This is a genomic window from Dactylosporangium sucinum (assembly GCF_014647515.1).
In the GTDB taxonomy this organism is placed as follows: domain Bacteria; phylum Actinomycetota; class Actinomycetes; order Mycobacteriales; family Micromonosporaceae; genus Dactylosporangium; species Dactylosporangium sucinum.
In genome coordinates this window covers 16,046-35,897 of record NZ_BMPI01000088.1, presented here as the reverse complement: position 1 = coordinate 35,897, position 19,852 = coordinate 16,046, and the positions used below count along the sequence as shown (strand labels likewise).

Annotated in this window: 24 protein-coding genes and 2 pseudogenes; 14 read left to right on the top strand and 12 right to left on the bottom strand. The window is 74.0% G+C overall.

What is annotated here, in order from left to right; translation table 11 throughout:
• Positions 1-143: 143 nt before the first annotated feature.
• The 3 genes from IEZ31_RS49460 to IEZ31_RS49450 are packed head-to-tail and all read left to right on the top strand — an operon-like array spanning position 144 to position 2,163.
• Positions 144-557 (top strand): DUF6069 family protein, encoded by a 414-nt coding sequence (locus IEZ31_RS49460; RefSeq protein WP_190257101.1) that lies wholly within the window; start codon positions 144-146, stop codon positions 555-557.
• Between the two features lie 50 nt (positions 558-607).
• Positions 608-961, top strand: coding sequence for a YciI family protein (locus IEZ31_RS49455; protein ID WP_190257100.1), 354 nt, complete (start codon positions 608-610; stop codon positions 959-961).
• Positions 962-981: 20 nt separating this feature from the next.
• Positions 982-2,163: an RNA polymerase sigma factor gene (locus IEZ31_RS49450; protein ID WP_190257099.1), complete on the top strand. Its 1,182-nt coding sequence runs from the start codon at positions 982-984 to the stop codon at positions 2,161-2,163.
• A gap of 15 nt (positions 2,164-2,178) precedes the next feature.
• Here IEZ31_RS49450 and IEZ31_RS49445 read toward each other — a convergent pair whose 3' ends face one another.
• Both IEZ31_RS49445 and IEZ31_RS49440 read right to left on the bottom strand, forming a co-directional pair.
• Positions 2,179-3,225 (bottom strand): aldo/keto reductase, encoded by a 1,047-nt coding sequence (locus IEZ31_RS49445; RefSeq protein ID WP_190257098.1) that lies wholly within the window; start codon positions 3,223-3,225, stop codon positions 2,179-2,181.
• A gap of 89 nt (positions 3,226-3,314) precedes the next feature.
• The gene (locus tag IEZ31_RS49440) at positions 3,315-3,782 is read right to left on the bottom strand and encodes a VOC family protein (protein WP_190257097.1); all 468 of its coding nucleotides are present in this window, start codon (positions 3,780-3,782) and stop codon (positions 3,315-3,317) included.
• 112 nt (positions 3,783-3,894) lie between these two features.
• Between IEZ31_RS49440 and IEZ31_RS49435 the strand changes: the two genes are divergently transcribed.
• The 4 genes from IEZ31_RS49435 (at position 3,895) to IEZ31_RS49420 (ending at position 6,802) form a co-directional block, all read left to right on the top strand.
• Complete coding sequence (locus IEZ31_RS49435; protein ID WP_190257096.1) at positions 3,895-4,872, top strand: helix-turn-helix transcriptional regulator; 978 nt, start codon at positions 3,895-3,897, stop codon at positions 4,870-4,872.
• A gap of 75 nt (positions 4,873-4,947) precedes the next feature.
• On the top strand, positions 4,948-5,511 hold the full coding sequence (locus IEZ31_RS49430) for a helix-turn-helix domain-containing protein (RefSeq protein WP_190257095.1): 564 nt from the start codon (positions 4,948-4,950) through the stop codon (positions 5,509-5,511).
• Positions 5,498-6,385, top strand: coding sequence for an SRPBCC family protein (locus IEZ31_RS49425; RefSeq protein ID WP_190257094.1), 888 nt, complete (start codon positions 5,498-5,500; stop codon positions 6,383-6,385). The genes IEZ31_RS49430 and IEZ31_RS49425 overlap by 14 nt, the downstream gene beginning before the upstream one ends.
• Positions 6,386-6,475: 90 nt before the next feature.
• On the top strand, positions 6,476-6,802 hold the full coding sequence (locus tag IEZ31_RS49420) for a hypothetical protein (RefSeq protein ID WP_190257093.1): 327 nt from the start codon (positions 6,476-6,478) through the stop codon (positions 6,800-6,802).
• A 37-nt stretch (positions 6,803-6,839) separates the two neighbouring features.
• On the opposite strand, the gene IEZ31_RS49415 is transcribed toward IEZ31_RS49420, so the two are convergent.
• The 9 genes and pseudogenes from IEZ31_RS49415 to IEZ31_RS58735 form a co-directional block, all read right to left on the bottom strand.
• Positions 6,840-7,682 carry a M15 family metallopeptidase gene (locus IEZ31_RS49415; RefSeq protein ID WP_229837053.1) on the bottom strand — a complete coding sequence of 281 codons (843 nt, stop codon included), beginning with the start codon at positions 7,680-7,682 and terminating at the stop codon, positions 6,840-6,842.
• 142 nt (positions 7,683-7,824) lie between these two features.
• A complete protein-coding gene (locus IEZ31_RS49410; RefSeq protein ID WP_190257092.1) occupies positions 7,825-9,915 on the bottom strand; it encodes an Hsp70 family protein in 2,091 nt (696 codons plus the stop codon).
• A gap of 51 nt (positions 9,916-9,966) precedes the next feature.
• Positions 9,967-10,716, bottom strand: coding sequence for a hypothetical protein (locus IEZ31_RS49405; protein ID WP_190257091.1), 750 nt, complete (start codon positions 10,714-10,716; stop codon positions 9,967-9,969).
• Between the two features lie 16 nt (positions 10,717-10,732).
• Positions 10,733-11,101, bottom strand: coding sequence for a RidA family protein (locus tag IEZ31_RS49400; RefSeq protein ID WP_190257090.1), 369 nt, complete (start codon positions 11,099-11,101; stop codon positions 10,733-10,735).
• Positions 11,102-11,123: 22 nt separating this feature from the next.
• Positions 11,124-11,354, bottom strand: a complete 231-nt coding sequence (locus tag IEZ31_RS49395; protein ID WP_190257089.1) for a hypothetical protein — start codon at positions 11,352-11,354, stop codon at positions 11,124-11,126.
• A 39-nt stretch (positions 11,355-11,393) separates the two neighbouring features.
• Positions 11,394-12,191 (bottom strand): PrsW family intramembrane metalloprotease, encoded by a 798-nt coding sequence (locus IEZ31_RS49390; protein ID WP_190257088.1) that lies wholly within the window; start codon positions 12,189-12,191, stop codon positions 11,394-11,396.
• Between the two features lie 79 nt (positions 12,192-12,270).
• Positions 12,271-13,116 (bottom strand): NAD-dependent epimerase/dehydratase family protein, encoded by an 846-nt coding sequence (locus IEZ31_RS49385; RefSeq protein WP_190257087.1) that lies wholly within the window; start codon positions 13,114-13,116, stop codon positions 12,271-12,273.
• A gap of 76 nt (positions 13,117-13,192) precedes the next feature.
• Positions 13,193-13,354 (bottom strand): RICIN domain-containing protein, encoded by a 162-nt coding sequence (locus tag IEZ31_RS58740; protein ID WP_268241760.1) that lies wholly within the window; start codon positions 13,352-13,354, stop codon positions 13,193-13,195.
• Positions 13,355-13,795: pseudogene (locus IEZ31_RS58735) on the bottom strand (alpha-amylase family protein); the annotation flags it as partial.
• Positions 13,796-13,869: 74 nt separating this feature from the next.
• On the opposite strand from IEZ31_RS58735, the gene IEZ31_RS58730 reads away from it, so the two are divergent.
• On the top strand, positions 13,870-14,016 hold the full coding sequence (locus IEZ31_RS58730; RefSeq protein WP_268241759.1) for a hypothetical protein: 147 nt from the start codon (positions 13,870-13,872) through the stop codon (positions 14,014-14,016).
• Here IEZ31_RS58730 and IEZ31_RS59915 read toward each other — a convergent pair.
• Positions 13,986-14,444, bottom strand: a pseudogene (locus tag IEZ31_RS59915) (glycoside hydrolase family 27 protein); the annotation flags it as partial. The gene IEZ31_RS58730 and the pseudogene IEZ31_RS59915 overlap by 31 nt on opposite strands.
• A 439-nt stretch (positions 14,445-14,883) precedes the next feature.
• Here IEZ31_RS59915 and IEZ31_RS49375 point away from each other — a divergent pair.
• Genes IEZ31_RS49375 through IEZ31_RS49350 form a run of 6 tightly spaced genes read left to right on the top strand, consistent with a single transcriptional unit; the run spans position 14,884 to position 19,837 of the window.
• Positions 14,884-15,420: an RNA polymerase sigma factor gene (locus tag IEZ31_RS49375; RefSeq protein ID WP_190257086.1), complete on the top strand. Its 537-nt coding sequence runs from the start codon at positions 14,884-14,886 to the stop codon at positions 15,418-15,420.
• On the top strand, positions 15,420-16,397 hold the full coding sequence (locus tag IEZ31_RS49370; protein ID WP_190257085.1) for a CU044_5270 family protein: 978 nt from the start codon (positions 15,420-15,422) through the stop codon (positions 16,395-16,397). Before IEZ31_RS49375 ends, IEZ31_RS49370 begins: the two co-directional genes overlap by 1 nt.
• Positions 16,394-16,933, top strand: coding sequence for a hypothetical protein (locus IEZ31_RS49365; protein WP_190257084.1), 540 nt, complete (start codon positions 16,394-16,396; stop codon positions 16,931-16,933). Before IEZ31_RS49370 ends, IEZ31_RS49365 begins: the two co-directional genes overlap by 4 nt.
• The gene (locus IEZ31_RS49360) at positions 16,930-18,012 is read left to right on the top strand and encodes a peptidoglycan-binding protein (protein ID WP_190257083.1); all 1,083 of its coding nucleotides are present in this window, start codon (positions 16,930-16,932) and stop codon (positions 18,010-18,012) included. The genes IEZ31_RS49365 and IEZ31_RS49360 overlap by 4 nt, the downstream gene beginning before the upstream one ends.
• Positions 18,009-18,668, top strand: a complete 660-nt coding sequence (locus IEZ31_RS49355; RefSeq protein WP_190257082.1) for an ABC transporter ATP-binding protein — start codon at positions 18,009-18,011, stop codon at positions 18,666-18,668. Before IEZ31_RS49360 ends, IEZ31_RS49355 begins: the two co-directional genes overlap by 4 nt.
• A complete protein-coding gene (locus IEZ31_RS49350) occupies positions 18,665-19,837 on the top strand; it encodes an ABC transporter permease (RefSeq protein ID WP_190257081.1) in 1,173 nt (390 codons plus the stop codon). Before IEZ31_RS49355 ends, IEZ31_RS49350 begins: the two co-directional genes overlap by 4 nt.
• Positions 19,838-19,852: the final 15 nt, after the last annotated feature.

The window sequence follows — 19,852 nt, the reverse complement described above, 5'->3', positions numbered from 1 at the left end:
GCCCGGGGACCGCCTCGGCGTACGCCGGCGTCGAAAGTCTCCGGAAAAAGATGTGGGCGTGCCTGTCGATCGGGGCTGGCCGTTTTCGTAGCCCTGGTGAGAGCCCGGCACCGAGCCGGTCCGCACACCCGTTGGAGGGCACCATGACCACCACCGTGCGCACGACCCGCGCCACCGCTTCGACCATCGGTGCGTTGATCGGGACCGGCGTCGTCGCCGCGGCTGCCGCGAGCGCCGCCACCATGGCCGTCGCCGCCGCCGGCCACGCGGCGGGGATCAGCCTCGACATGGCCGGCGCCCCGATCCCGGTCTCGGGGTTCGGCGTGCTGACCGCCGTCTTCTCGCTGGTCGGCGTGGCCATCGCGGCGCTGCTGTCCCGCTTCGCCCGGCGTCCGCGGCGCACGTTCGTCCGCACGACGGTGGCGCTGACCGTCCTGTCGCTGGTGCCGGACGTGATCGCCGACGCCGGGGCGGCCACCAAGGTGCTGCTGATGCTCACCCACCTGGTCGCGGCCGCGATCGTGATCCCCGCTGTCGCGCGCCGCCTGGCCGCCTGATCCGGCGTTTCCCGTCGCCGTCCCACCGTCGAACCACCGGAAGGACCGTCATGAAGCAGTACCTGCTTGCCGTGCACTCCGTCGAGGGCGCGCCGGCGCCGTCCGACGAGCAGACGCAGACCATGTTCAGGGAGACCGATCGGATCAACGACGAGCTGCGGGCCGCGGGCGCCTGGGTCTTCGCCGGCGGCCTCCTGTCGCCGGACAGCGCCACCGTCGTGCGGATCGAGAACGGCACCACCACCATGAGCGACGGGCCGTTCGCCGAGACGAAGGAGCACCTCGCCGGGTTCTGGGTCATCCGGTGCGCGGACCTGGACCAGGCGCTGGCCTGGGCCGAGAAGTGCGCGGCGGCCTGCGGCCCGGTCGAGGTGCGCCCCTTCGACGACCTGTCCCAGGCCTGAACAGGCGCCGGTCACCCGACATGGACCTGGCGAGCATCTACCGCGCGGAGTACGGCCGCTGCGTCGCCACCCTGGCCCGCCTCCTCGGCGACATCAACCTCGCCGAGGAGGCGGTCCAGGACGCCTTCGCGACGGCGCTGCAGAAGTGGCAGACCCCGCCGCCGAATCCGGGCGCCTGGATCGTGACCACCGCACGCAACCGGGCCGTCGACCGGCTCCGCCGCGAGTCGATCCGCGAGGCCCGGCACGCCCAGGCCCTGCTGCTGCACCAGCAGGACGAGCCCCAGGAGGTGGGACCGGTGCAGGACGACCAGCTACGACTCATCTTCACCTGCTGCCACCCGGCGCTCGCTCCCGACGCGCGGACCGCCCTCACGCTCCGCCTGCTCGGCGGCCTCGAAGTACCGGAGATCGCCCGGGCGTACCTGGTCCAGGAGGCGACCGTCGCCCAGCGGATCGTGCGCGCCAAGAAGAAGATCCGCGACGCCGGCATCCCCTACCGGGTACCGGCCGAACATGAGCTGCCGGACCGGCTGCCGCCGGTGCTCACCGTGCTCTACCTGATGTTCAACGAGGGCTACGCGGCCACCGCCGGACCGCTGATCAGGACGGACCTGTGCGCCGAGGCGATCCGGCTCGCGCGCGAGCTCGCCGCGTTGATGCCCGACGAGCCCGAGGTCCTCGGCCTGCTCGCCCTGCTGCTGCTGACCGAGGCGCGCCGCCCGGCCCGGCTCGACCCGACCGGCGCACTGGTGCTGCTGGCCGACCAGGACCGGTCGTTGTGGAACCGGACACTCATCGCCGAGGGCCACGACCTGGTCCGCCGTTGCCTGCGGCGCAACCGGCCCGGCCCGTACCAGGTCCAGGCGGCGATCAGCGCGGTGCACACCGACGGCGCCGCCACCGACTGGCCGCAGGTCCTGGCCCTCTACGACCAGCTCCTCGCGCTCGCGCCGACCCCGGTCGTCGCGCTCAACCGTGCGGTCGCCGTCGCCGAGGTGCACGGACCGGCGGCGGCCCTCGCCGCCCTGGCGGACGTCGACCTCCCGGGCTACCACCGGCTGCCCGCCACCCGGGCCGAACTGCTGGCCCGGCTCGGCCGCGACGCAGCGGCCCGAGCCGCCTACGACCAGGCCATCGCGCTGGCCACCAACGAGACCGAGCGTGCCTTCCTGCAGTCCCGTCGAACCCTGCACGGCTGAGTTGCGTGCGTCCGGTCATCTCCGGCCTGCTGCGGCGCGGTCGGCGGTGCGGCGGCGGCGCAGGTGGGGTTGCGCGAGCTCCGGCGGCACGTAGGAGACGTCGATCGGGCCGAGGTCGACGCCGGGCGGGACGACCTCGTCGATCCGGTCGAGGATGTCGTCGTCGAGGGTCGTGCCGGCGCCGGCGAGCAGGTCGTCGAGGTGGGCCGTGGTGCGCGGGCCGATGATGGCCGACGTGACCGCCGGGTGGGCGACGGTGAAGGCCAGGGCGAGGTGGGTCAGCGTCAGCCCGGCCTGGTCGGCGATCGGGATGAGCCGCTCGACGGCGTCGAGCTTGCGCTCGTCGGTCATGTGTCTGGGCACCCAGTGCATCCGGGCCCGGGCGGCCCGCTCGCCGCCGCCCTTGCGGTAGCGGCCGGTGAGCAGGCCCATGGCCAGCGGGCTCCAGACGAGCGTGCCGAGCCCGTAGCGTGCGCAGACCGGGAGGATCTCGCGTTCGATGCCGCGGTTCAGGATCGAGTACGGCGGCTGTTCGGTGCGGAAGCGGGCCAGTCCGCGCCGCTCGGAGACCCACTGGGCCTCGACGATCTCCGCGGCCGGCAGGCTGGAGTGGCCGATCGCGCGCACCTTGCCCGCACGTTGGAGGTCGGTCAGCGCGCCGAGGGTCTCCTCGATGTCGGTGCCGGGTTCGGGGTGGTGGACCTGGTAGAGGTCGATGTGCTCGACGCCGAGGCGACGCAGCGAAGCATCGACCGCGGTGAGGATCCAGCGGCGGGAGTTGCCGCGCCGGTTGGGATCCGTGCCCATCGGGCCGTTGACCTTGGTGGCGAGCACGACGTCGTCGCGGCGGCCGCGCAGGGCCCTGCCCACGATCCGTTCGGTCTCGCCGTCGCCGCCGTAGACGTCGGCGGTGTCGATGAAGTTGATACCGGCGTCGAGGGCCCGGTGGATGATTCGGATGCAGTCGTCGTGGTCGGGGTTGCCGTTCGGGCCGAACATCATGGTGCCGAGGCAGTAGGGGCTGACCTGGATGCCGGTGCGGCCCAGGGGACGCGTGCGCATGCATGGCTCCTTCTCATGGCCGGGGGATCCGGCACCGGGACGAGTCGGCCGGGCTGGCGCCGCCGCGTCCCGGTGCCGGAGGGCGGGGATCAGGCGTCGGCGTACTGGGCGGCGACGTCGAGGATCCAGGTGATGCCGAAGCGGTCGGTCAGCATCCCGAACGCCGGCGCCCACTGCGCCGGGCCGTACGCCTCGACGATGGTGGCGCCATCGGCCAGCTTCTCCCACAGCGCGCCGACCTCGTCGACGGTCTCGCCGCGGACGGACAGGAAGAAGGGCTCGCCGGTCAGCGTCATGCCGTGCTCGCGCCGCGTCGCGGGCGCCGGCGCGATGCCGGCTCCGGCCTGGCTGGGCACGTCGTAGGCCATGACGCGGAAGCCGTCGCCGGCCGCGACCTGGCCCCAGACGACCTTGCCGGCGTCGGGCAGTTCCTTCGGCATCCCGAAGTCGCCGTACGTGATGACCATGATCTCGCCGCCGAACACCGACCGGTAGAACTCCAGCGCCTCCCGGGCGTTGCCGCGGAAGTTGAGGTGGGCGGTGGTGGTGATGCTCATCGAGACTCCTGGTGAGAGTTGTTTCCGGTCACGGTGTCCGGCCGGCGTCATCACCAAGGCTCGGCGGCATAGGTGACAGGATGTGGCACCTACCGTGGGTAGATTCGGACGCATGCCGAAAACCTCCGCTCGACTGCTGGCCCTGCTGTCGCTGCTGCAGACGCGCCGCGACTGGCCGGGCACGCTGCTGGCCGAGCGGCTCGCCATCAGCCTGCGGACCGTGCGCCGCGACGTCGACCGGCTGCGCGAGCTCGGCTACCCCATCGCCGCCGTCAAGGGACCCGACGGCGGCTACCGGCTCGGCGCCGGCACCGAACTCCCGCCGCTGCTGTTCGACGACGAGCAGGCCATCGCCCTCACCATCGCGCTGCAGATCGCCGCGACCACACTGGGCGACGGCACCGGCGAAGCGGCCGCACGGGCGTTGACCACCGTCCGGCAGGTCATGCCGTCCCGGCTCCGGCACCGCATCGACGCCCTCCAGATCACCGCCGTCGAACGGCCCGCCTCACGGCCGGCCGCCCCGATCGACCGCGATGCGCTCCTGGCGATCAGCTCCGCCGCGCGGGCCCACGAGATCCTCCGCTTCGACTACGGCTCCGAGACCGCGGACGAGCCCCCGCGCCGCGTCGAGCCGCACCACGTCGTCACCTGGGACGGGCGCTGGTACCTCGTCGCGTGGGACCTCGACCGGTCGGACTGGCGCACCTTCCGCGCCGACCGGATCACCCTGCGCATCCCCAACGGACCCCGCTTCACGCCCAGGGAGCTGCCCGGCGGCGACGTGACCACCTTCGTCACCGGCAGGTTCCGCGGCGCCGACGAGGGCACCGTCGCCTGGCCCTGCCAGGGCACCGCGATCCTCGACCTGCCCGCCGCCACCGTGGCCCGCTACACGCGCGACGGGATCGTCGAGGAGCTCGGCCCGGACCGCTGCCGGCTCACGCTCGGCTCGTGGTCCTGGCCCAGCCTCGCCGCCGCCCTCGCCCGCTTCGACACCGAGATCGAGGTTGCCGGCCCGGCCGAGCTCGTCGCCGCCTTCGGCCACCTGGCCCGCCGCTTCGCCAGGACCGCCGCCGGGACTTCCTGACGCTGATCTCGCCGCGGCCGCGCAGTTCCCGGGTGATTGACAAAAACTTCTTGTACGTAAAGACTTGTTTTCGCCATGAGAAATGTCGTCTACCTCGACCAGATCGAGCAGGCTGAGGCCCTGCTCAAGCCGCAGCGGATCGAAGTGCTGCGGCAGCTCGCCGAGCCCCGGTCGTGCACCGAGGTGGCGGTCGAGCTCGACCAGACCCCGCAGCGGGTCTACTACCACGTGAAGCGGCTGCTGGAGGCCAGCCTGGTCCGTCAGGTCGCCGAGCGCCGGGTGCGCGGGATCCACGAGGGGATCTACCAGGCGGCGGGCCGGTCCTACTGGCTGTCCCCGAGCCTGGTGGGCCGGATCGGGCTGCGCCAGACCCGCGACCGGCTCAGCCTGGGCTACCTGGTCGACCTGATGGAGGACGTGCAGGCGGACGTCGCCGCGCTCGACCTCACCCGGCCGGACCTGCCGTCGATCGGCGTGTCCGGGGACATCCGGGTGCGGCCGGAGCAGCGCAAGGCGTTCCTCGACGAGTTGCAGCAGACGCTGCGAGACCTGTTCACCCGCTACGGCGGTGCCGAAGGTGACGCGTTCCGGCTGGCCGTCGCCTGCTATCCGAAGGGAGATCCCGATGACCGAGTTTGACCTGCGCCTGCGCGCGGTCGTTCCGGCCCCGCTGAAGGTCGTGTACGAGGCACTGACCGACCCGGCCGCGCTGCGCGTCTGGCTGGCCGAGCACGCCGACGTCGACCTGCCCGGCAAGTACGAGTTCTGGGGCCGCTTCACGCCGGACGGCGCCGAGCCGCACCAGCGCGTGCTGCACGTGGACGAGCGCACCATCCGGTTCGCCTGGACGCTCGACGGCGTGCAGACCACGACGCAGTTCGAGGTGGCCGAGGACGAGGACGGCACGCTGGTCACGCTGAGCCAGACCGACCTGCCCCGGTTCGAGGAGGTGCTGGCCGACAGGGCCGGTGCCCGGGGCGCGCTGCAGACGTTCTGGTCGCTGGCGATCGCCAACCTGGCCGACTATGTCGCCGGTCGCGAGCTGACGCCCAAGTGCGACTTCACGTCGGCCGAGTTGCACGCCGCAATGGTGATCGACGCGGCGCCGGACGAGGTGTTCGACTCGATGATCCAGCCGGAGGTGTTCCGCCAGTGGTTCGGCGCCCACGTGGACATCGAGCCCTATGTGGGCGGCCGCTTCGCCATGGGCGGGTTCGAGCTGGACCCCGGCGGGGCCAAGTTCGTCGAGTTCGAGCCGGGCCGCAAGGCGACCCTGCTGTTCGCCGACAACGAGACCACCAGCTGGGAGCTGGAAGGCTCGGACGGCAAGACCCGGCTCACCGTGGTGCACAGCGGGTTCGACCCCGCCAACCCGCCCTACCCGGGCTGGGCCGGCTGGCTCGGCGGCCTCGCCGGGCTCCGGCGCTACCACGAACTGCCGCACTGGCGCTCGATCTGGCGCCAGGTCGAGGTCGCCGGCGTCCCCACGGGCATGTTCGCGATCGACCAGTGAGACGAGCGCCCCGGAACGCGTTCCGGGGCGCTCGTCAACCCCGGCCGACCGCCCGGCTCGTACCGCACCGAGGGCGTCTACGCTGCGCCCATGCGTACGAGTCGCCGCTGCGTCAAGTGTCAGTGCCCGCGCCTGTGGCACGTCGACCCCGTCATGATCCCCGACACCGACAGCAGCAATCTCGTCGAACTCCTGCCGGGAGTCGCCCGGTTTGCTTCCGGATCGGCGGCCGGTGGGGAGTTCGGCAAGCGCATCGAGGCGGGGCGCTTCGAGGTGTGGATCTGTGCGGCGTGCGGGTACACGGAGTGGTACGCGCTCGAGGTCAACGAGATGCTCGCGTGGCTCACGCGCAATCCCCGCTCGGGCGTGCACTACTCGGACGCCGACGCGGCGACCGGACCGGCCGCGGCCGGCTGACCTCCGGCGCGGTGGATGCAACCGGCCCCGACGGCGCTCAGGCGACCGGGAAGTTGTAGTACGTGTCCCGGATCGGCTCGTCGCGAAGGGTGTAGTGCCACCACTCCTTCGCATAGTTCGTGAAGCCGCCGGCCGACATGAGGCCGACCAGCAGCGCACGGTGCTCGCGCTGCGCCGCGCTCACGCCCGTCGCCGCCGTGTGCGCCAGCGGGTCGAAGCAGTCGAAGCCGGTGCCCATGTCGATGGTGTTGTCCGGGAACCGCTGGTCCGCCGGGGCGGTGCACGGCACCAGCGGGTCGTCCCCGCGATACAGCGGCTGCTGGGGCGCCGGCGTCGCCACCAGCGTCAGGTCGAGCGTGCTGCCCCGGCTGTGTGCGGTGGGCCCGCCGATGTACCCGTCGTCGAAGAGGGCGGACTTGTCGACCTTCGGGTAGAACTCGCCCTTCATGCGCTGGTCGGCGTCCCCGGACCAGCGGACGAAGTCGTCGACCGCCTGCTGGGGGCGATAGCAGTCGTACACCTTGAGGCTGTACCCGCGCGCCAGAGCGCTCTGCTGCACCCGGTGCAGGGCCTCGGCCGCCTGGCGGGTGACCAGGCAGCGCGCCCGCAGGTATCCGGTGACCGGCCGGCCGACGAAGTTGTGCGGGGTGGCGTACCGGATGTCGGACATGATGCTCTTGTCCACGTCCGACAGGTCCACGAAGCCGGCCGGCACCGGCGCGAGCGACACCGACGGGCTCGGCGGCACCGGGGACGGCGACCCCGGGGCCGCCGGGGCCGCGGGGGCCGCGGCGGAGGCGGACGGCGTCGGGGTGGGCCGCGCCGGCCCACCACACGCGGCCAGCAGCAGGCAGGTCATCCCGGCGATCAGCAGGCGCACGCCCGGATTATTCGGCGTGCGCGCCGGTCGATGCGGTGCCGGGCGCCCCGCCTGCCACCCGGCGAACGGCCGTGCCCGCCGCACGCGGTCGCCTGGCCGACGTCGAGCGGCGCGCCCGGTCGAGCGCGCCTTCGGTGGACGCTCAGTCCTTGGCGTTGAGGACGTCGACGACGAAGCGGAGGGCGCCTTCCGGGGCGCCCTGCGGTGGGTTGTCGCCGTAGGCCAGGCGGGGCGGGATGTCGAGTTGGACGCGGCTGCCGACCCTGACGCCGACGAGGCCCTGGTCCCAGCCGTCGATGACCTCTTGCTGGAGGTCCTTCTCACGCATGCCCACCCGGGCATCGAACGTCTGCTGCTTCGTCCACGACGAGTCGGCGATCCGGCCGTCCCGCAGGGTCATCATGACGTAGTTGACGGTGATGGTCTGGCCGGCCCGCACCGGCGCGCAGCGGCCCTCGATGAGGACCGTCTTGCCGAGCGCGGTGACGTCGGCGTTGCCGCGGGCGACCGTCGGCTCGGTCGCGAGGCGCTTGTCGAAGCCGGGCAGCAGCGGCGGGTACCCGTCCGTCGCCGGGCCGTCGCAGACGGCGGGGCCGGCCGCGCTGGACCGGTTGTCCCCGACGAGGCGCACGGCGACGAACGCGCCGGCGGCCAGGGCCAGCACGACGAACACGGCGGCCGCGACGCCGGCGATCAGCAGGCCCTTGCGCCGTCCCGCGGACGCCGGCGGCACCGGCCAGGGACCCGGCGGTGGCACCTGACCCGGGAACGGCGCGGCCGGCGCGGCCCCGGCGGGCGCTACGAATGGCGGGAGGTGCCCGGCCGGCGCGGCGGCCGCGGGCGGGAACGGACCCACCGGCGGAGCGCCCACCGTCGGCGGGAACGGACCGGCCGGCGGGGCGCCCACGGTCGGCGGGAACGGACCGGCCGGCGGGGCGGCCACGGTCGGCGGGAACGGACCGGCCGGCGGGGCGGCCACGGCTGCCGGCTCGGCGGGCGCCGGCTGCGACTGGAACGGCGCCGTCGGAGCATCGGACGGCACCTGAGGGACCGCGGCCGCAGGCGCTGCCGGTGGAGCCGACATCGCGGACACGGGCGGAGCGGAGACGACGGGCGGGGCGGACACCACGGCAGCGGACGGGGCGGCCTGCGGCGGCGGGCCGGCCGCGACCAGGGCACCCGACGCCACGAGCAGCTCCGGCTGGGGCATCAGCCGCGGCGGCACGCCCAAGGCCTGGTGCAACGCCGGAGCCGCCAACGGATGCCGGCTTCCGCCGCCCGTGAGGACGACCGCGGCCAGCTGGGCCGGGGCCAGGCCGGCCGCCTGCAGCGCCTGGCCCGCCGCGGTGGCCGCGCGGCCGAGGAGCGGGTGGGCGAGCTGGTCGAGCTGCGGGCGGGTGAGCGTGGCCTGCACCTGCAGGATCGGCACCGGCACCGCGGCCACGGGGGCGACGGCGAGGGTCTCTTTCGCCTGCCGCACCGCGTCCCAGAACGCGTGGGCGGCGGCCCGGTCCGGCAACGTCGCCGGCTCGCTCAGGCGGTGCCAGGCCGCCGGGTCGGCGGCGGCGTACGCGGCGCCGAGCTCCACCACGATCGCCGCGTCCAGGTCCAGGCCCGCCGCCTCCGGGGCGCCCTGCGAGGACACCAGCGCGAAACCGTCCGGCGTGCGGCGCAGCACCGAGGCGTCGAACCCGCCCGCGCCGAAGTCGCAGACGAGGATGCCGGCTCCCAGCGGTACCACATGATCGAAAGCCCGCGCGGCGGCCAGCGGCTCGGCGACCAGCCCCGGTGCCGGCAGGCCGGCCGAGGCCGCGGCCTGGACGAGGACCTGTCGGCGCAGGCCGTCCCAGGATGCCGGGTGGGTGAGCACGAGGCGGTCGGCGGGGCGGCCGGCCACGCGCGCGGCCTCGTCGGCGACGCGGCGCAGGACGGCGGCGACGAGGTCGGCGACCGGGAACGTGCGCGGCCCGAGCTGGACCTCGCCGTCGGTGATGCGGGCCTTCGGGTGCGGCTCGAACGCGTCGGGCCGGCCGCGCCCCGCCTCGATCGCCGCGCGGCCCGCGACGAGCCCGGCGTCGGTGAGGCACACCGCCGACGGCAGCATCGGCGAGCCGTCGAACTGCAGCGGCACGGTCCGCCGGTCGTCGAGGCCGACGATCGCGACCGTCGACGATGTCCCGAAATCGATGCCCAGCGTCACCATGGCGCCGTTCTTACCACACCCAAGGTCCATTCGGGCCCCATCTTTTCGGGCGACCGAGGTGGCGGCGGCACCGGCTCGGCCTCAGGCGCAGGTGATGCCGTTGGAGGGCGGCTTGCCGAGCGTCGCCCGCTGGTCGGCCGGCTGGTCCACCAGGCTGCCGTGCCCCGGCTCGGCCGGCAGCGCGGCACGGACGGCCAGCCGCGTCGGGTCCGCCGGATCGTACTCGACGACGAACCGGTCGCCTGGCCGTGGCGCGGCCAGCCGCGGCACCAGCCTCGTCACCACCGCCTCGAACGCCGCCGACCCGTCGGCCGGTGCGACCCGCAGCCGCAGCGTCGCCAGCGGGTCGTCGTTCACGGTGGTACCGGTGTCGGTGACCGACAGCACGGTGCCCGTCGCCGGCAGGCCGGGACCCGTGAGCGTGTCCTGCGTTGCCTCGACGGCGGCGCGCATCAGCGCCCGCATCCTGGCGCCGGCCCGCCGCGTCATCCGCCGGGTGTGCGCGGCCACGGCCAGGGTGCCGAACCCGACGAGCAGGAAGATGCCCCCGAGGAGCCAGCCGAGCTGGTTGCCCGACGCAGCGGTCGCGAAGGCGCCTGCCGCGAGCGCGGCGACGAGCACGGCCGGTAGGCGCAGCCCGCCGCCGGCGACGATGGCGATGCCGGCCACCGCCGAGCCGCCGATGAAGGCGACCAGGACGACGCCGGAGGAGATCCGGCAGTTCCCGGTCGCCTCGCAGGCGCCGAGGTTCACCATGCCGTAGGTGCCGGCTCCGGCCGCGACCGACGCGACGGAACCGATCGCGGTGGCGATGACCGCGCGGGCCTTCATGGGCCACAGCGTACGGCTAGGCCGCCGCGACGGCCTCGATCTCCAACAGCCACGCCTCGTCATAGATGCCGGTGATGACGACGGTGAGCGCCGGGCTGTGCCCGCCGAGCACCTCGTGGCGGATGCGGGAGTTGGCCTCGCGGTGCCGCCGGTCGGAGAGGAACACGGTGACCTTGACGAGGTGCTCCTTGCTCAGGCCGGCGCGAGCGAGCACCCCGAGGACGTTGTCCCACGCGAGCCGGCACTGAGCTTCGAAGTCGCCCGGGACGGCGCCGTCGGGCGTCTCGGGGACCTGGCCGCTGATGTACAGCAGGCGCGTCGCACCGGTGAGCAGCGCACCCTGGGCGTAGGAGCGACCCTGCGGGTCGATGCTGGTGATCTCCATTCGAGCCACCCTATCGATCCGCTCAGGTGGTGACCCAGACCAGGTAGGAGGGGCTCTGGTTGTGGTTCTTCCAGTCGACCGGGCGGTGGCTGACGAACGCCCAGCGGCCCTCGGCGGTCTTCAGGCAGTACGACATCGGGATCATGAAGTCGATCTCGGTCATCCGGTACGGCTTGCCCTCCGCCTCGAGCTCGCGGCAGGTGCCGACGCCCGGCTTCTTGGCGGCGTCGTGCCAGACCCCACGTCTGACCATGCGCCCGATGCCAGGGATCGGACGCAACGCCGCCCGGGCTCAGCGGTGGGTGGGCTGCGCGGCGACGGGCGGGTGCGGATGGGGCTCGAACGTGCGGTACCGCCGGAGCTGGATCATCAGCCAGGTCAGGCTGATCGCGCCGAGCACCGCGTAGACGAGCATGTTGTCGAAGCTGTCCCACAGCGCGTGCAGCGCGACAGCGCCCGCGAAGGTGAGCAGCAGGGCCGTCATGCGCCGGCCGGTCGGGGCCGCGGCGAACGCGAACAGCGCACCGGCGGTCAGGCCGGTCCAGGCCAGGTGCGCGGCGGGGGCGGTGAGGCCACGCACGAACAGGGTCTCCTCGACGGCGCCGATGTTGCCCTTCGAGGCGATGAGGGCGTTGAAGGCATACCCCATCGTCTCCAGCGCGGCGAAGCCCATGCCGCTGGCCACCCCGATCACCAGCCCGTCGGACGGCTCGTGGCGGCGGCGCAGGGTGAGCAGCAGGACCGCGGCCGGGGCGAGGAGCTTCGCGGCCTCCTCGATGAGGCCGACGCCGGCCTTCGGCAGGGTGCCGAGCGCCCGCAGGGCGTCGTACTCCAGCCAGCCCGCGGCGACGACACCCACGACGCCGCCGAAGAACGCGGTCGCGGCGATGGTGCCGGCCGGCACCTGCCAGCGCCCCGAGCGCCCCTGCGCGAACGTCACGAACGTCGCCGGGGCGGTCACCGAGCCGATGAGGATCATCGATGGCACGAAGTTGGAGTTCTGGGTCGTCACCATCGTGACGAGCACGAGCAGGTACAGGGCGATGCCGGTGAGCAGGACCCCGACCCACGCCCAGCGCCGGAGAGTCATGCCATGCAGTATTCCAGCCGGCGGCGGCCGATGGGGCGCCGCCAAGCTTCCGGCGCTCGGCCGGACGCCACCGCCGCCGTCAGCGACCCAAGCTCGTGCGCCAGCTCGGGTACCGCGGCCGCCAGCCCCGCGACCGGGCCAGCCGGTTGGACGCACCCCGGGCCCCGGGCATCCGCCCGTCGCTCTCCTCGGGCGCGGGCGCGCCGATCGCCGCGGCGAGCACCGGCAGCCACGCACGTCCCTGCGCCGGCTCGTCGTCGACGATGTTGACCGGCCCGGACGGCCAGCCGAGCGCGTCGACGGCGGCGCCCGCGGCGTCGGCGACGTGCACGAAGGACGTCACCGACCGGTCCGCGACGATGCTGCCGAGGAACTTCGCACCCGGCTCCCCCTTGAGGGCCGCGGCGACCGCGCCGCCGGGCGCGTACCAGGTTCCCGGCCCGTAGAGCGTCCCGTACCGCAGCGCGACGGCCGTGTCCACCTCGGCGACGATCTCCTCCATCGCCCGCACGGGCTCCGCAGTCGCACCGGTGTCGAGCGGCACGGTCTCGTCGGCCGGCTCCTCCCCCGGCACGTACGCGAAGGCGAGCGACTGCACGACGAACCGCCCGACCCCCGCCTGCCGGGCGGCATCGACCAGGTTGCGCGTCCCCTCCCGCCACAGCCGGCTGTTGGCCGCGTCGTCGGCACCGGCCAGGTCGGTGAGCTGATGGATCACCACGTCGGGCGCGGCCGCGACGACGAGTGCGCGCAGTCCATCGCGGTCGAAGACGTCGCCCTGCACCGCGGTCGCCCCCTGACCCCGGATCCGCTCGATGCCGCCGGCCGTCCGGGAGAACCCGGTGACGTCGTGGCCGGCGTCGAGCAGCTGGGGCACGAGCTGACGCCCGATCGCACCGGTGGCGCCGGCAACCAGGATCCGCACGGTACGACGGTACGTCCGCGCCGGGTGAGGGACCGAGATGAAAGCGGGTGCCGCCCGGGCGGCACCCGCGTGCGGGTCAGCGCAGCGCCCACTGCTGGTTGGTCTGGCCGTTGCAGGCCCACAGTTGCAGCTGGACGCCGTTGCTGCTGCTGGAGTTCGGCACGTCCAGGCAACGGCCGGACTGGCCGCCGACGAGCCGGCCCGCGGCACTGTCGGTGCCGGTGACGGTCAGCAGCACGGCCTCGCCCGCGGGCACCGTCGTCGTGTAGCCGGCGGCAAGGGTCCCGAGGTTGGTCGCGGTCCACAGGTTGCGTGCGGTGGCGGCGCCGGTCAGGCCGAGGTCCGCCCAGCGGGCGGTGATCGACGCCGCCGCGCCGGTGCGGTTCAGCAGCACGACCGCCCGGCGGCCACCGCCCGACAGCACCTTGCTGTACACCTGGAGGCCGGACCGGTCCTCGGCGACCTTGACCCCCTGCCGGCCGAGGGCGTCCTGGTCGACGGCGATGACCTCCCGGTTGGTGAGCACGGCGCGGGTCTCGGCGCTCAGCTGGTCGAGCCGGTTGCCGGCGAGCAACGGCGCGCCCGAGATGGCCCACAGGCTGAGGTGGGTGCGGTTCTGCGCGGTGGTGAACCCGGTCATGCCGGCGACGAGCATGTCGGGATCGTTGTAGTGGCCCGGGCCCTGCGCGCCGGGGTGCTGCGCGGAGTCGAATGTCCAGGACCCGGCTCATCGACGGGCGCTCGCCGTAGAAGATGATGTCGCCGCTGGTCCGCCACAGGTTCGACATGGCCGGCGCCCAGTCCCACGGGTTCGCGACGCCCCAGTTGCAGACGGAGAGCACCATGGGCCGGCCGGTCTGCGCCGTGGCCCGGCCGATCGCGTCGCTGATCGCCTGGTAGGTGCCGCGCGGGTCGAGTCCCTCGGCGGAGCCCCCGCACCAGTCGACCTTGACGTAGTCGAAGCCCCACCGGGAGAACTGCAGGAAATCCTGGTCGTAGTGCCCCTCGCTGCCGCTGCCGGGTGCGGCCGGCCGCCCGGTCGGGTAGTAGTACCCGCAGCCGTCGCGCCCCGCGTCGGTGTAGATGCCGGCCTTGAGACCCTTGCTGTGGATGTAGTCGGCGATCGCCTGCATGCCGCCGGGCCACTCGTTCAGGTCGACGGTGATGTTGCCGGCCGCGTCGCGGGTGCCCTGCCACCACCCCTCGTCGATGTTGACGTACTGGTGGCCGGCGTCCTTCATGCCCGACGCGACCAGGGCGTCGACCTGACCCTTGATGACGCTGTAGTTGATCTGGGCGGCGAAGCTGTTCCACGAGGCCCAGCCCATCGGCGGCGCGGCGAGCGGCGCGGCCGCCGCGGCGGCGGGCCGGCCGCCGCCGAGCACGGCCAGGACGCCGAAGGCACCGGCCAGCAGCAACGTGCATGTGAACGCTAACATCATCGCTGGCCGACGACCGCGCGGCAGCATCCTGGAACCCTCCGAGCGGCGGATACTGGCGACGAGGCCAGGATGGCCCACCACATCACGACCGTCAATACGTTCGAGTTGCGGGCGCCGGGCTGTGAGCGTTCACCAACCCGGGCCGGGTTGCGCAACTCCGGCCCGCGGCCTCGTGAACCAGAGCGTGGAGCCGGTCGGGCAGGCTGTACCGGGCGCCGCGGTGCGGTCCGGCCGCGGCGCCCCGGGCAGTTGCCGTGAACCCGGACCGGGGGAAGTGGAAATACCTAACGTGATCCAGGCTGAAGCGGGTGCAGACGCAGCGTCGATGCGCGCTGCCCGCATGGACCCGGGCCGGTTCGCGGATCTCTACGACCGCCACGCGGCGCAGCTCTACCGGTACGCCTACCAGCGCGTCGGCGCGGAGACCGCCGAGGACGTCGTCGCCGACACGTTCCTCGCCGCGTTCGCGCAGCGCGACTCGTATGATCCCGAGCGGCTCGACGCCCGGCCATGGCTGTTCGGCATCCTCACCCGCAAGCTGGCCCGGCACTTCCGGGCGGAGAACACGCACTACCGGGCGCTGTTGCGGACCGCGCCGGAGTCCACCGTCGACGGGCACGCCGAGCGCGTCACGGCCCGCGTCACCGCGTCCGCCGCACGCGCCCCGCTCGTCGCCGCGCTCGGTCGGCTCTCCGCCGGCGATCGTGACGTGCTGCTGCTCATCGCCTGGTGCGACCTCAGCTACGACGAGGTGGCCGCCGCGCTCGACATCCCGCTGGGCACCGTGCGGTCCCGGCTGAACCGCGCCCGGCGCAAGGTTCGCGCCGCGCTGGGCGGCATCGACCCCACCGGCGAGGTGTGATGGACCCCGACCTGCGACTGCTGCGTGAGCTCGGCGACCAGCTCGGCCCCCCGGCCGGGCAGCTGCCGGCCGGCCTGCGGCACCGGGTGTTGTCCGCGACCGGCCGGACGCCGCACCCGCGGCGCCGTGCCTGGTCCCGCGTGTGGCAGTCGGCGCTGGTCAGCGCCGCGACGGCCGCGGTCGCGGCGGCCATCGCCGTCCCGGTGGTGATCACCAGGTCGGGCGGTGACCGGCCACCGGAGACGGCCGAGGTGGCGCAACTGGCCGCGGAACGAGCGGCGGCCGGCGCGGTGGTGTCCGCCCTGCCGGGTCAGTTCGTCTACATCGAGTCGGTGATGCGCTACCTGACCGTTCAACACGGGCAGGCGCCGTCCGCGGCCGACGAAGGTCCGCTCGTGGTGCGTGAGTGGCGGTCGGTCGACGGCACCCGCGACGGTCTGGTGCGCCGGCGCCCGCTCGACCAGCCGCAGGCCGCCTGGCACGACGAGACCGTCGCCGGGTGCCGGGACGGCTACCAGAGCACCGCCGTCCCGCAGTGGCGGGTGCCGTGCGCGTCCGGGTCCAGCGTCGGTGCCGGCCTGCCGGTCGACGCCGACGCGATGCTCGCCTACCTCCGCCGCTCGGGCGGCGGCGACGACCAGGCGTTCGACAACGCCGCCCGGGTGCTGTACCTCAGCCAGCACACACCGGCGGTGCAGGCGGCGGTGTTCGCGGCGGTCGGGCGGATCCCCGGCGTCAGCGTGCGGCGCGACGTCGTCGACGTCACCGGGCGCTCGGGCGTCGCGCTCGCCTACCGCGGCCCCGACGCCGAGACCGAGCTGATCTTCGACCGGACCACCTTCGCCTATCTCGGCGTGAACCGGACGCTGCTCCGGCTCACGCTGCCCAACCAGGCCACCGAACCGGCGCCACGGATCCTGATCCGCCAGGCCGTCGAGCACGTGGCGATCGTCGACTCAGTCGGGAGTGTGCGGTGAGACGCGCCGTCGTCGTCGTGGTCGTGTTCCTGGGTCTCGCGGCGTGCTCGTCGTCCCCACCGGCACCTGAGGTGGCGAGTGCGCGACAACCCGCCGGCTCCGGGTCGGCGGGCCCGTCGGCGGCGACGAAGGAGAGCGACTACGACAAGGCACTGCGCTACACGCGCTGCCTCACCGAGCACGGGGCCGAGACACCCGACCCGGTGGAGGGCGAGCCGCTCGTCACGGCGCACGTCATCAAGCCCGGGGTGCCCGCCGAGACCATGCTGGCGCGCATGGCGGCGCACGACAAGTGCAAGCAGTTCCTGCCGGCGACCTGGCCGGTCAGGATCGACCAGGCGGAGATCGAGCGGTCCCGGCCCTACTTCGACTGCATGCGCAGCCACGGGATCGACGAGCCGATCCCCGACGAGAACGGCCTGGTCCAGAGCCCGACCGACGTTTCGTACCGCTCGAGCCCCGCGTACCGGGACGCGGTGGCGAAGTGCCGGCACCTGTACGACGACCCGGCCAACAACCTTCCCGAGAACCGATGAAGCGCTCGCTGCTGACCGCCGGCGCGGTCGGCGCCGCGGCACTGGTCGTGGCCGCGGTGGTGGCCGTCGCGCGGTCGTCGGGCCCGGCCGCCGCGCCCACGCCGGAGACCGGGACGACCACGATCACCCGCGCGACGCTCGTCGACGTCACGGTGGCGACCGGCAAGGTCGGCCACGGCCCGGAACAGCAACTGGTCAGCCGCTTGACGGGCACGGTGACGGCGCTGCCGGCGGTGGGCGCCACGATCGAGCGCGGCGCGGCCGCCGTGCGCATCGACGACCGGCCGGTCGTGCTCCTCTACGGCACGCTGCCGGCGTACCGCGACCTCGCCGCGCCGGCGGTGCCCGACCGCGCCGCCTCGCCGAGTCCCGCGCCGGGTGGCGGATCCGTCGGGGCCGACGTCAAGCAGTTCGAGACCAACCTGAAGGCGCTGGGCTACACCGGGTTCACCGTCGACGACGAGTACACCGCGTCGACCGCCACGGCCGTCAAGCGCTGGCAGCGCGATCTCGGCCTGCCGGAGACCGGGACCGTCGAGCTGGGCCGGGTCGTCTACGCGCCGGGCCCGATCCGGGTCGCCGCGCACGTCGTCACGGCCGGCCGGGTCGCCGAGGGGCCGCTGCTCACCTTCACCGAGACCGCCCGGCTCGTCACCGCGCTGCTGCCGGCGCGCAGCGCGAGTCTGGCGGCGGTGCAGACGAAGGTGACCGTGGAGCTGTCCGACGGGTCGCGGGCGGCCGGGACCGTGCGGTCGGTCCGCACGCCCGACGCCGGGACCGCCGCGTCCGCGCCGGAGCCCATGGTCGAGGTCCTCATCGCCGCCGACGACGCCGAGGCGTTCGCCGTGCCGGGCGACGGCGCGGCTCGCGTCCGGTTCGTCGCGTCCACCCGCAAGGACGTGTTGGCGGTGCCGGTCGGCGCCCTGATCGCGCTCGCCGAGGGCGGCTACGGCCTCGAGATCGTCGAGGGCGGCACGAGCCGGATCGTCGCCGTGACCACCGGCTTGTTCGCCGACGGCCGCGTCGAGGTGAGCGGGCCCGACCTCCGCGAGGGCATGACCGTGCGGACGGCCCGGTGACGGTCGTGGAGCTTCAGGGCGTCACGAAGACGTACCCGGGAAACGTCACCGCGGTGCGTGGTGTGGACCTGACCGTCGGCCGTGGTGAGCTCGCCGCGATCGTGGGTCCCTCCGGATCGGGAAAGTCCACGCTGCTCAACCTGATCGGCACGCTCGACCGGCCGACCGAGGGCCGCGTCACCGTCGCGGGGCACGACGTCGCGGCCCTCGGCGACCGCGCCCTGTCGGCCCTGCGAGCGGCCTCGATCGGGTTCGTCTTCCAGCAGTTCCACCTCGCGCCGGGGGTCAGCGCCCTCGACAACGTCGCCGACGGGCTGCTCTACGCGGGCGTGCGACGCAAGGAGCGACGCATGCGGGCCGCGGCGGCGCTGGACCGGGTCGGGCTCGCCCACCGGGCCCGCCACCGGCCGCACGAGCTCTCCGGCGGTGAGCGCCAGCGGGTGGCCATCGCCCGGGCGGTGATCGGCGAACCGGCGCTGCTGCTGGCCGACGAGCCGACCGGCAACCTCGACAGCGCGGCCGGAGCGTCCGTGCTGGAGCTGCTGCGCGCGCTCAACGCGGGCGGTACCACCGTGCTGGTCATCACGCACGACAGCACGATCGCCGACCTGCTCCCCCGCCGCATCCGCGTCCACGACGGCGTGGTGGCCGGATGAGCCGTCTCGCGGCCGGTGACGTGTTCCGGCTCGGCACCGTCGGCCTGCGCGCCCGGCCGTCACGGGCCGCGCTGTCGGCCCTGGGCGTCGCGATCGGGATCGCCGCGATGCTCGCCGTGGTCGGCATCTCCGGCTCGGGCCGGGCCGACCTGCGGCGGACCCTCGACGCGCTGGGCACCAACCTGTTGCGGGTCACGGCCGCCGAGCACGCGGTGCTTCCGGACGGCGCCGTCGGCATGATCGAGCGGATCGGGCCGGTGACCGCGGCGACCGCACTGCGCAAGCTGCCCGACGACGTGCACGTCTACCGCAACGACCGGATACCGGCGCAGCAGACCAACGGCATCCTGCCCTTCGCCGTCGACCTCGACCTGGCCGAGACGGTCGGTGCGACCGTGGCGCGCGGCGCCTGGCTCAACCCGGCCACCGCCGACTTCCCGGCGGTGGTGCTCGGCGCCGAGTCCGCCCGCCGGCTCGGGATCACCACGCCCGACCCGCGGATGGTGGTGCGGGTCGGCGGCGAGGGCTTCACGGTCGTCGGCATCCTCGCGCCGGTCACGCTGCTGCCCGAGCTCGACAGCGCCGCCCTGATCGGCGCACCCGCCGCCCGGACGTACCTCGGCGCCGAGGCGCACCCGACCACGATCTACCTGCGGGCGGCCGATGCACAGGTCACCGCCGTGCGCGACGTGCTGGCCTCGACCGCCAACCCGGCGGCGCCCTACGAGGTCGCGGTGTCCCGGCCCTCCGACGCGCTGGCGGCCAGGCTCGCCACCGAGCGCGCGTTCAACGGCCTACTCCTCGGCCTCGGGGCGGTAGCCCTGCTCGTCGGCGGCGTCGGCGTGGCCAACACCATGGTGATCACGGTGCTGGAGCGGCGCGCGGAGATCGGCCTGCGCCGTTCGCTCGGCGCGACGCGCGGCCAGATCCGGCTGCAGTTCCTCACCGAGGCCGCGCTGCTGTCGACGCTCGGCGGCGCGGCCGGGGTGGTGCTCGGCACGCTGGTCACCGCCGCCTACGCCGTCAGCCGGAGCTGGCCGATCGCGCTGCCCGCCTGGGCCGTGCCGGCCGGCCTCGGCGCGACGGTCGTCGTGGGCGCGGTGGCGGGACTCTATCCGGCCGTCCGTGCCGCCCGTCTCGCACCGACCGAGGCGCTGACCGCGGTGTAGGCCCGGCCGGCGGCG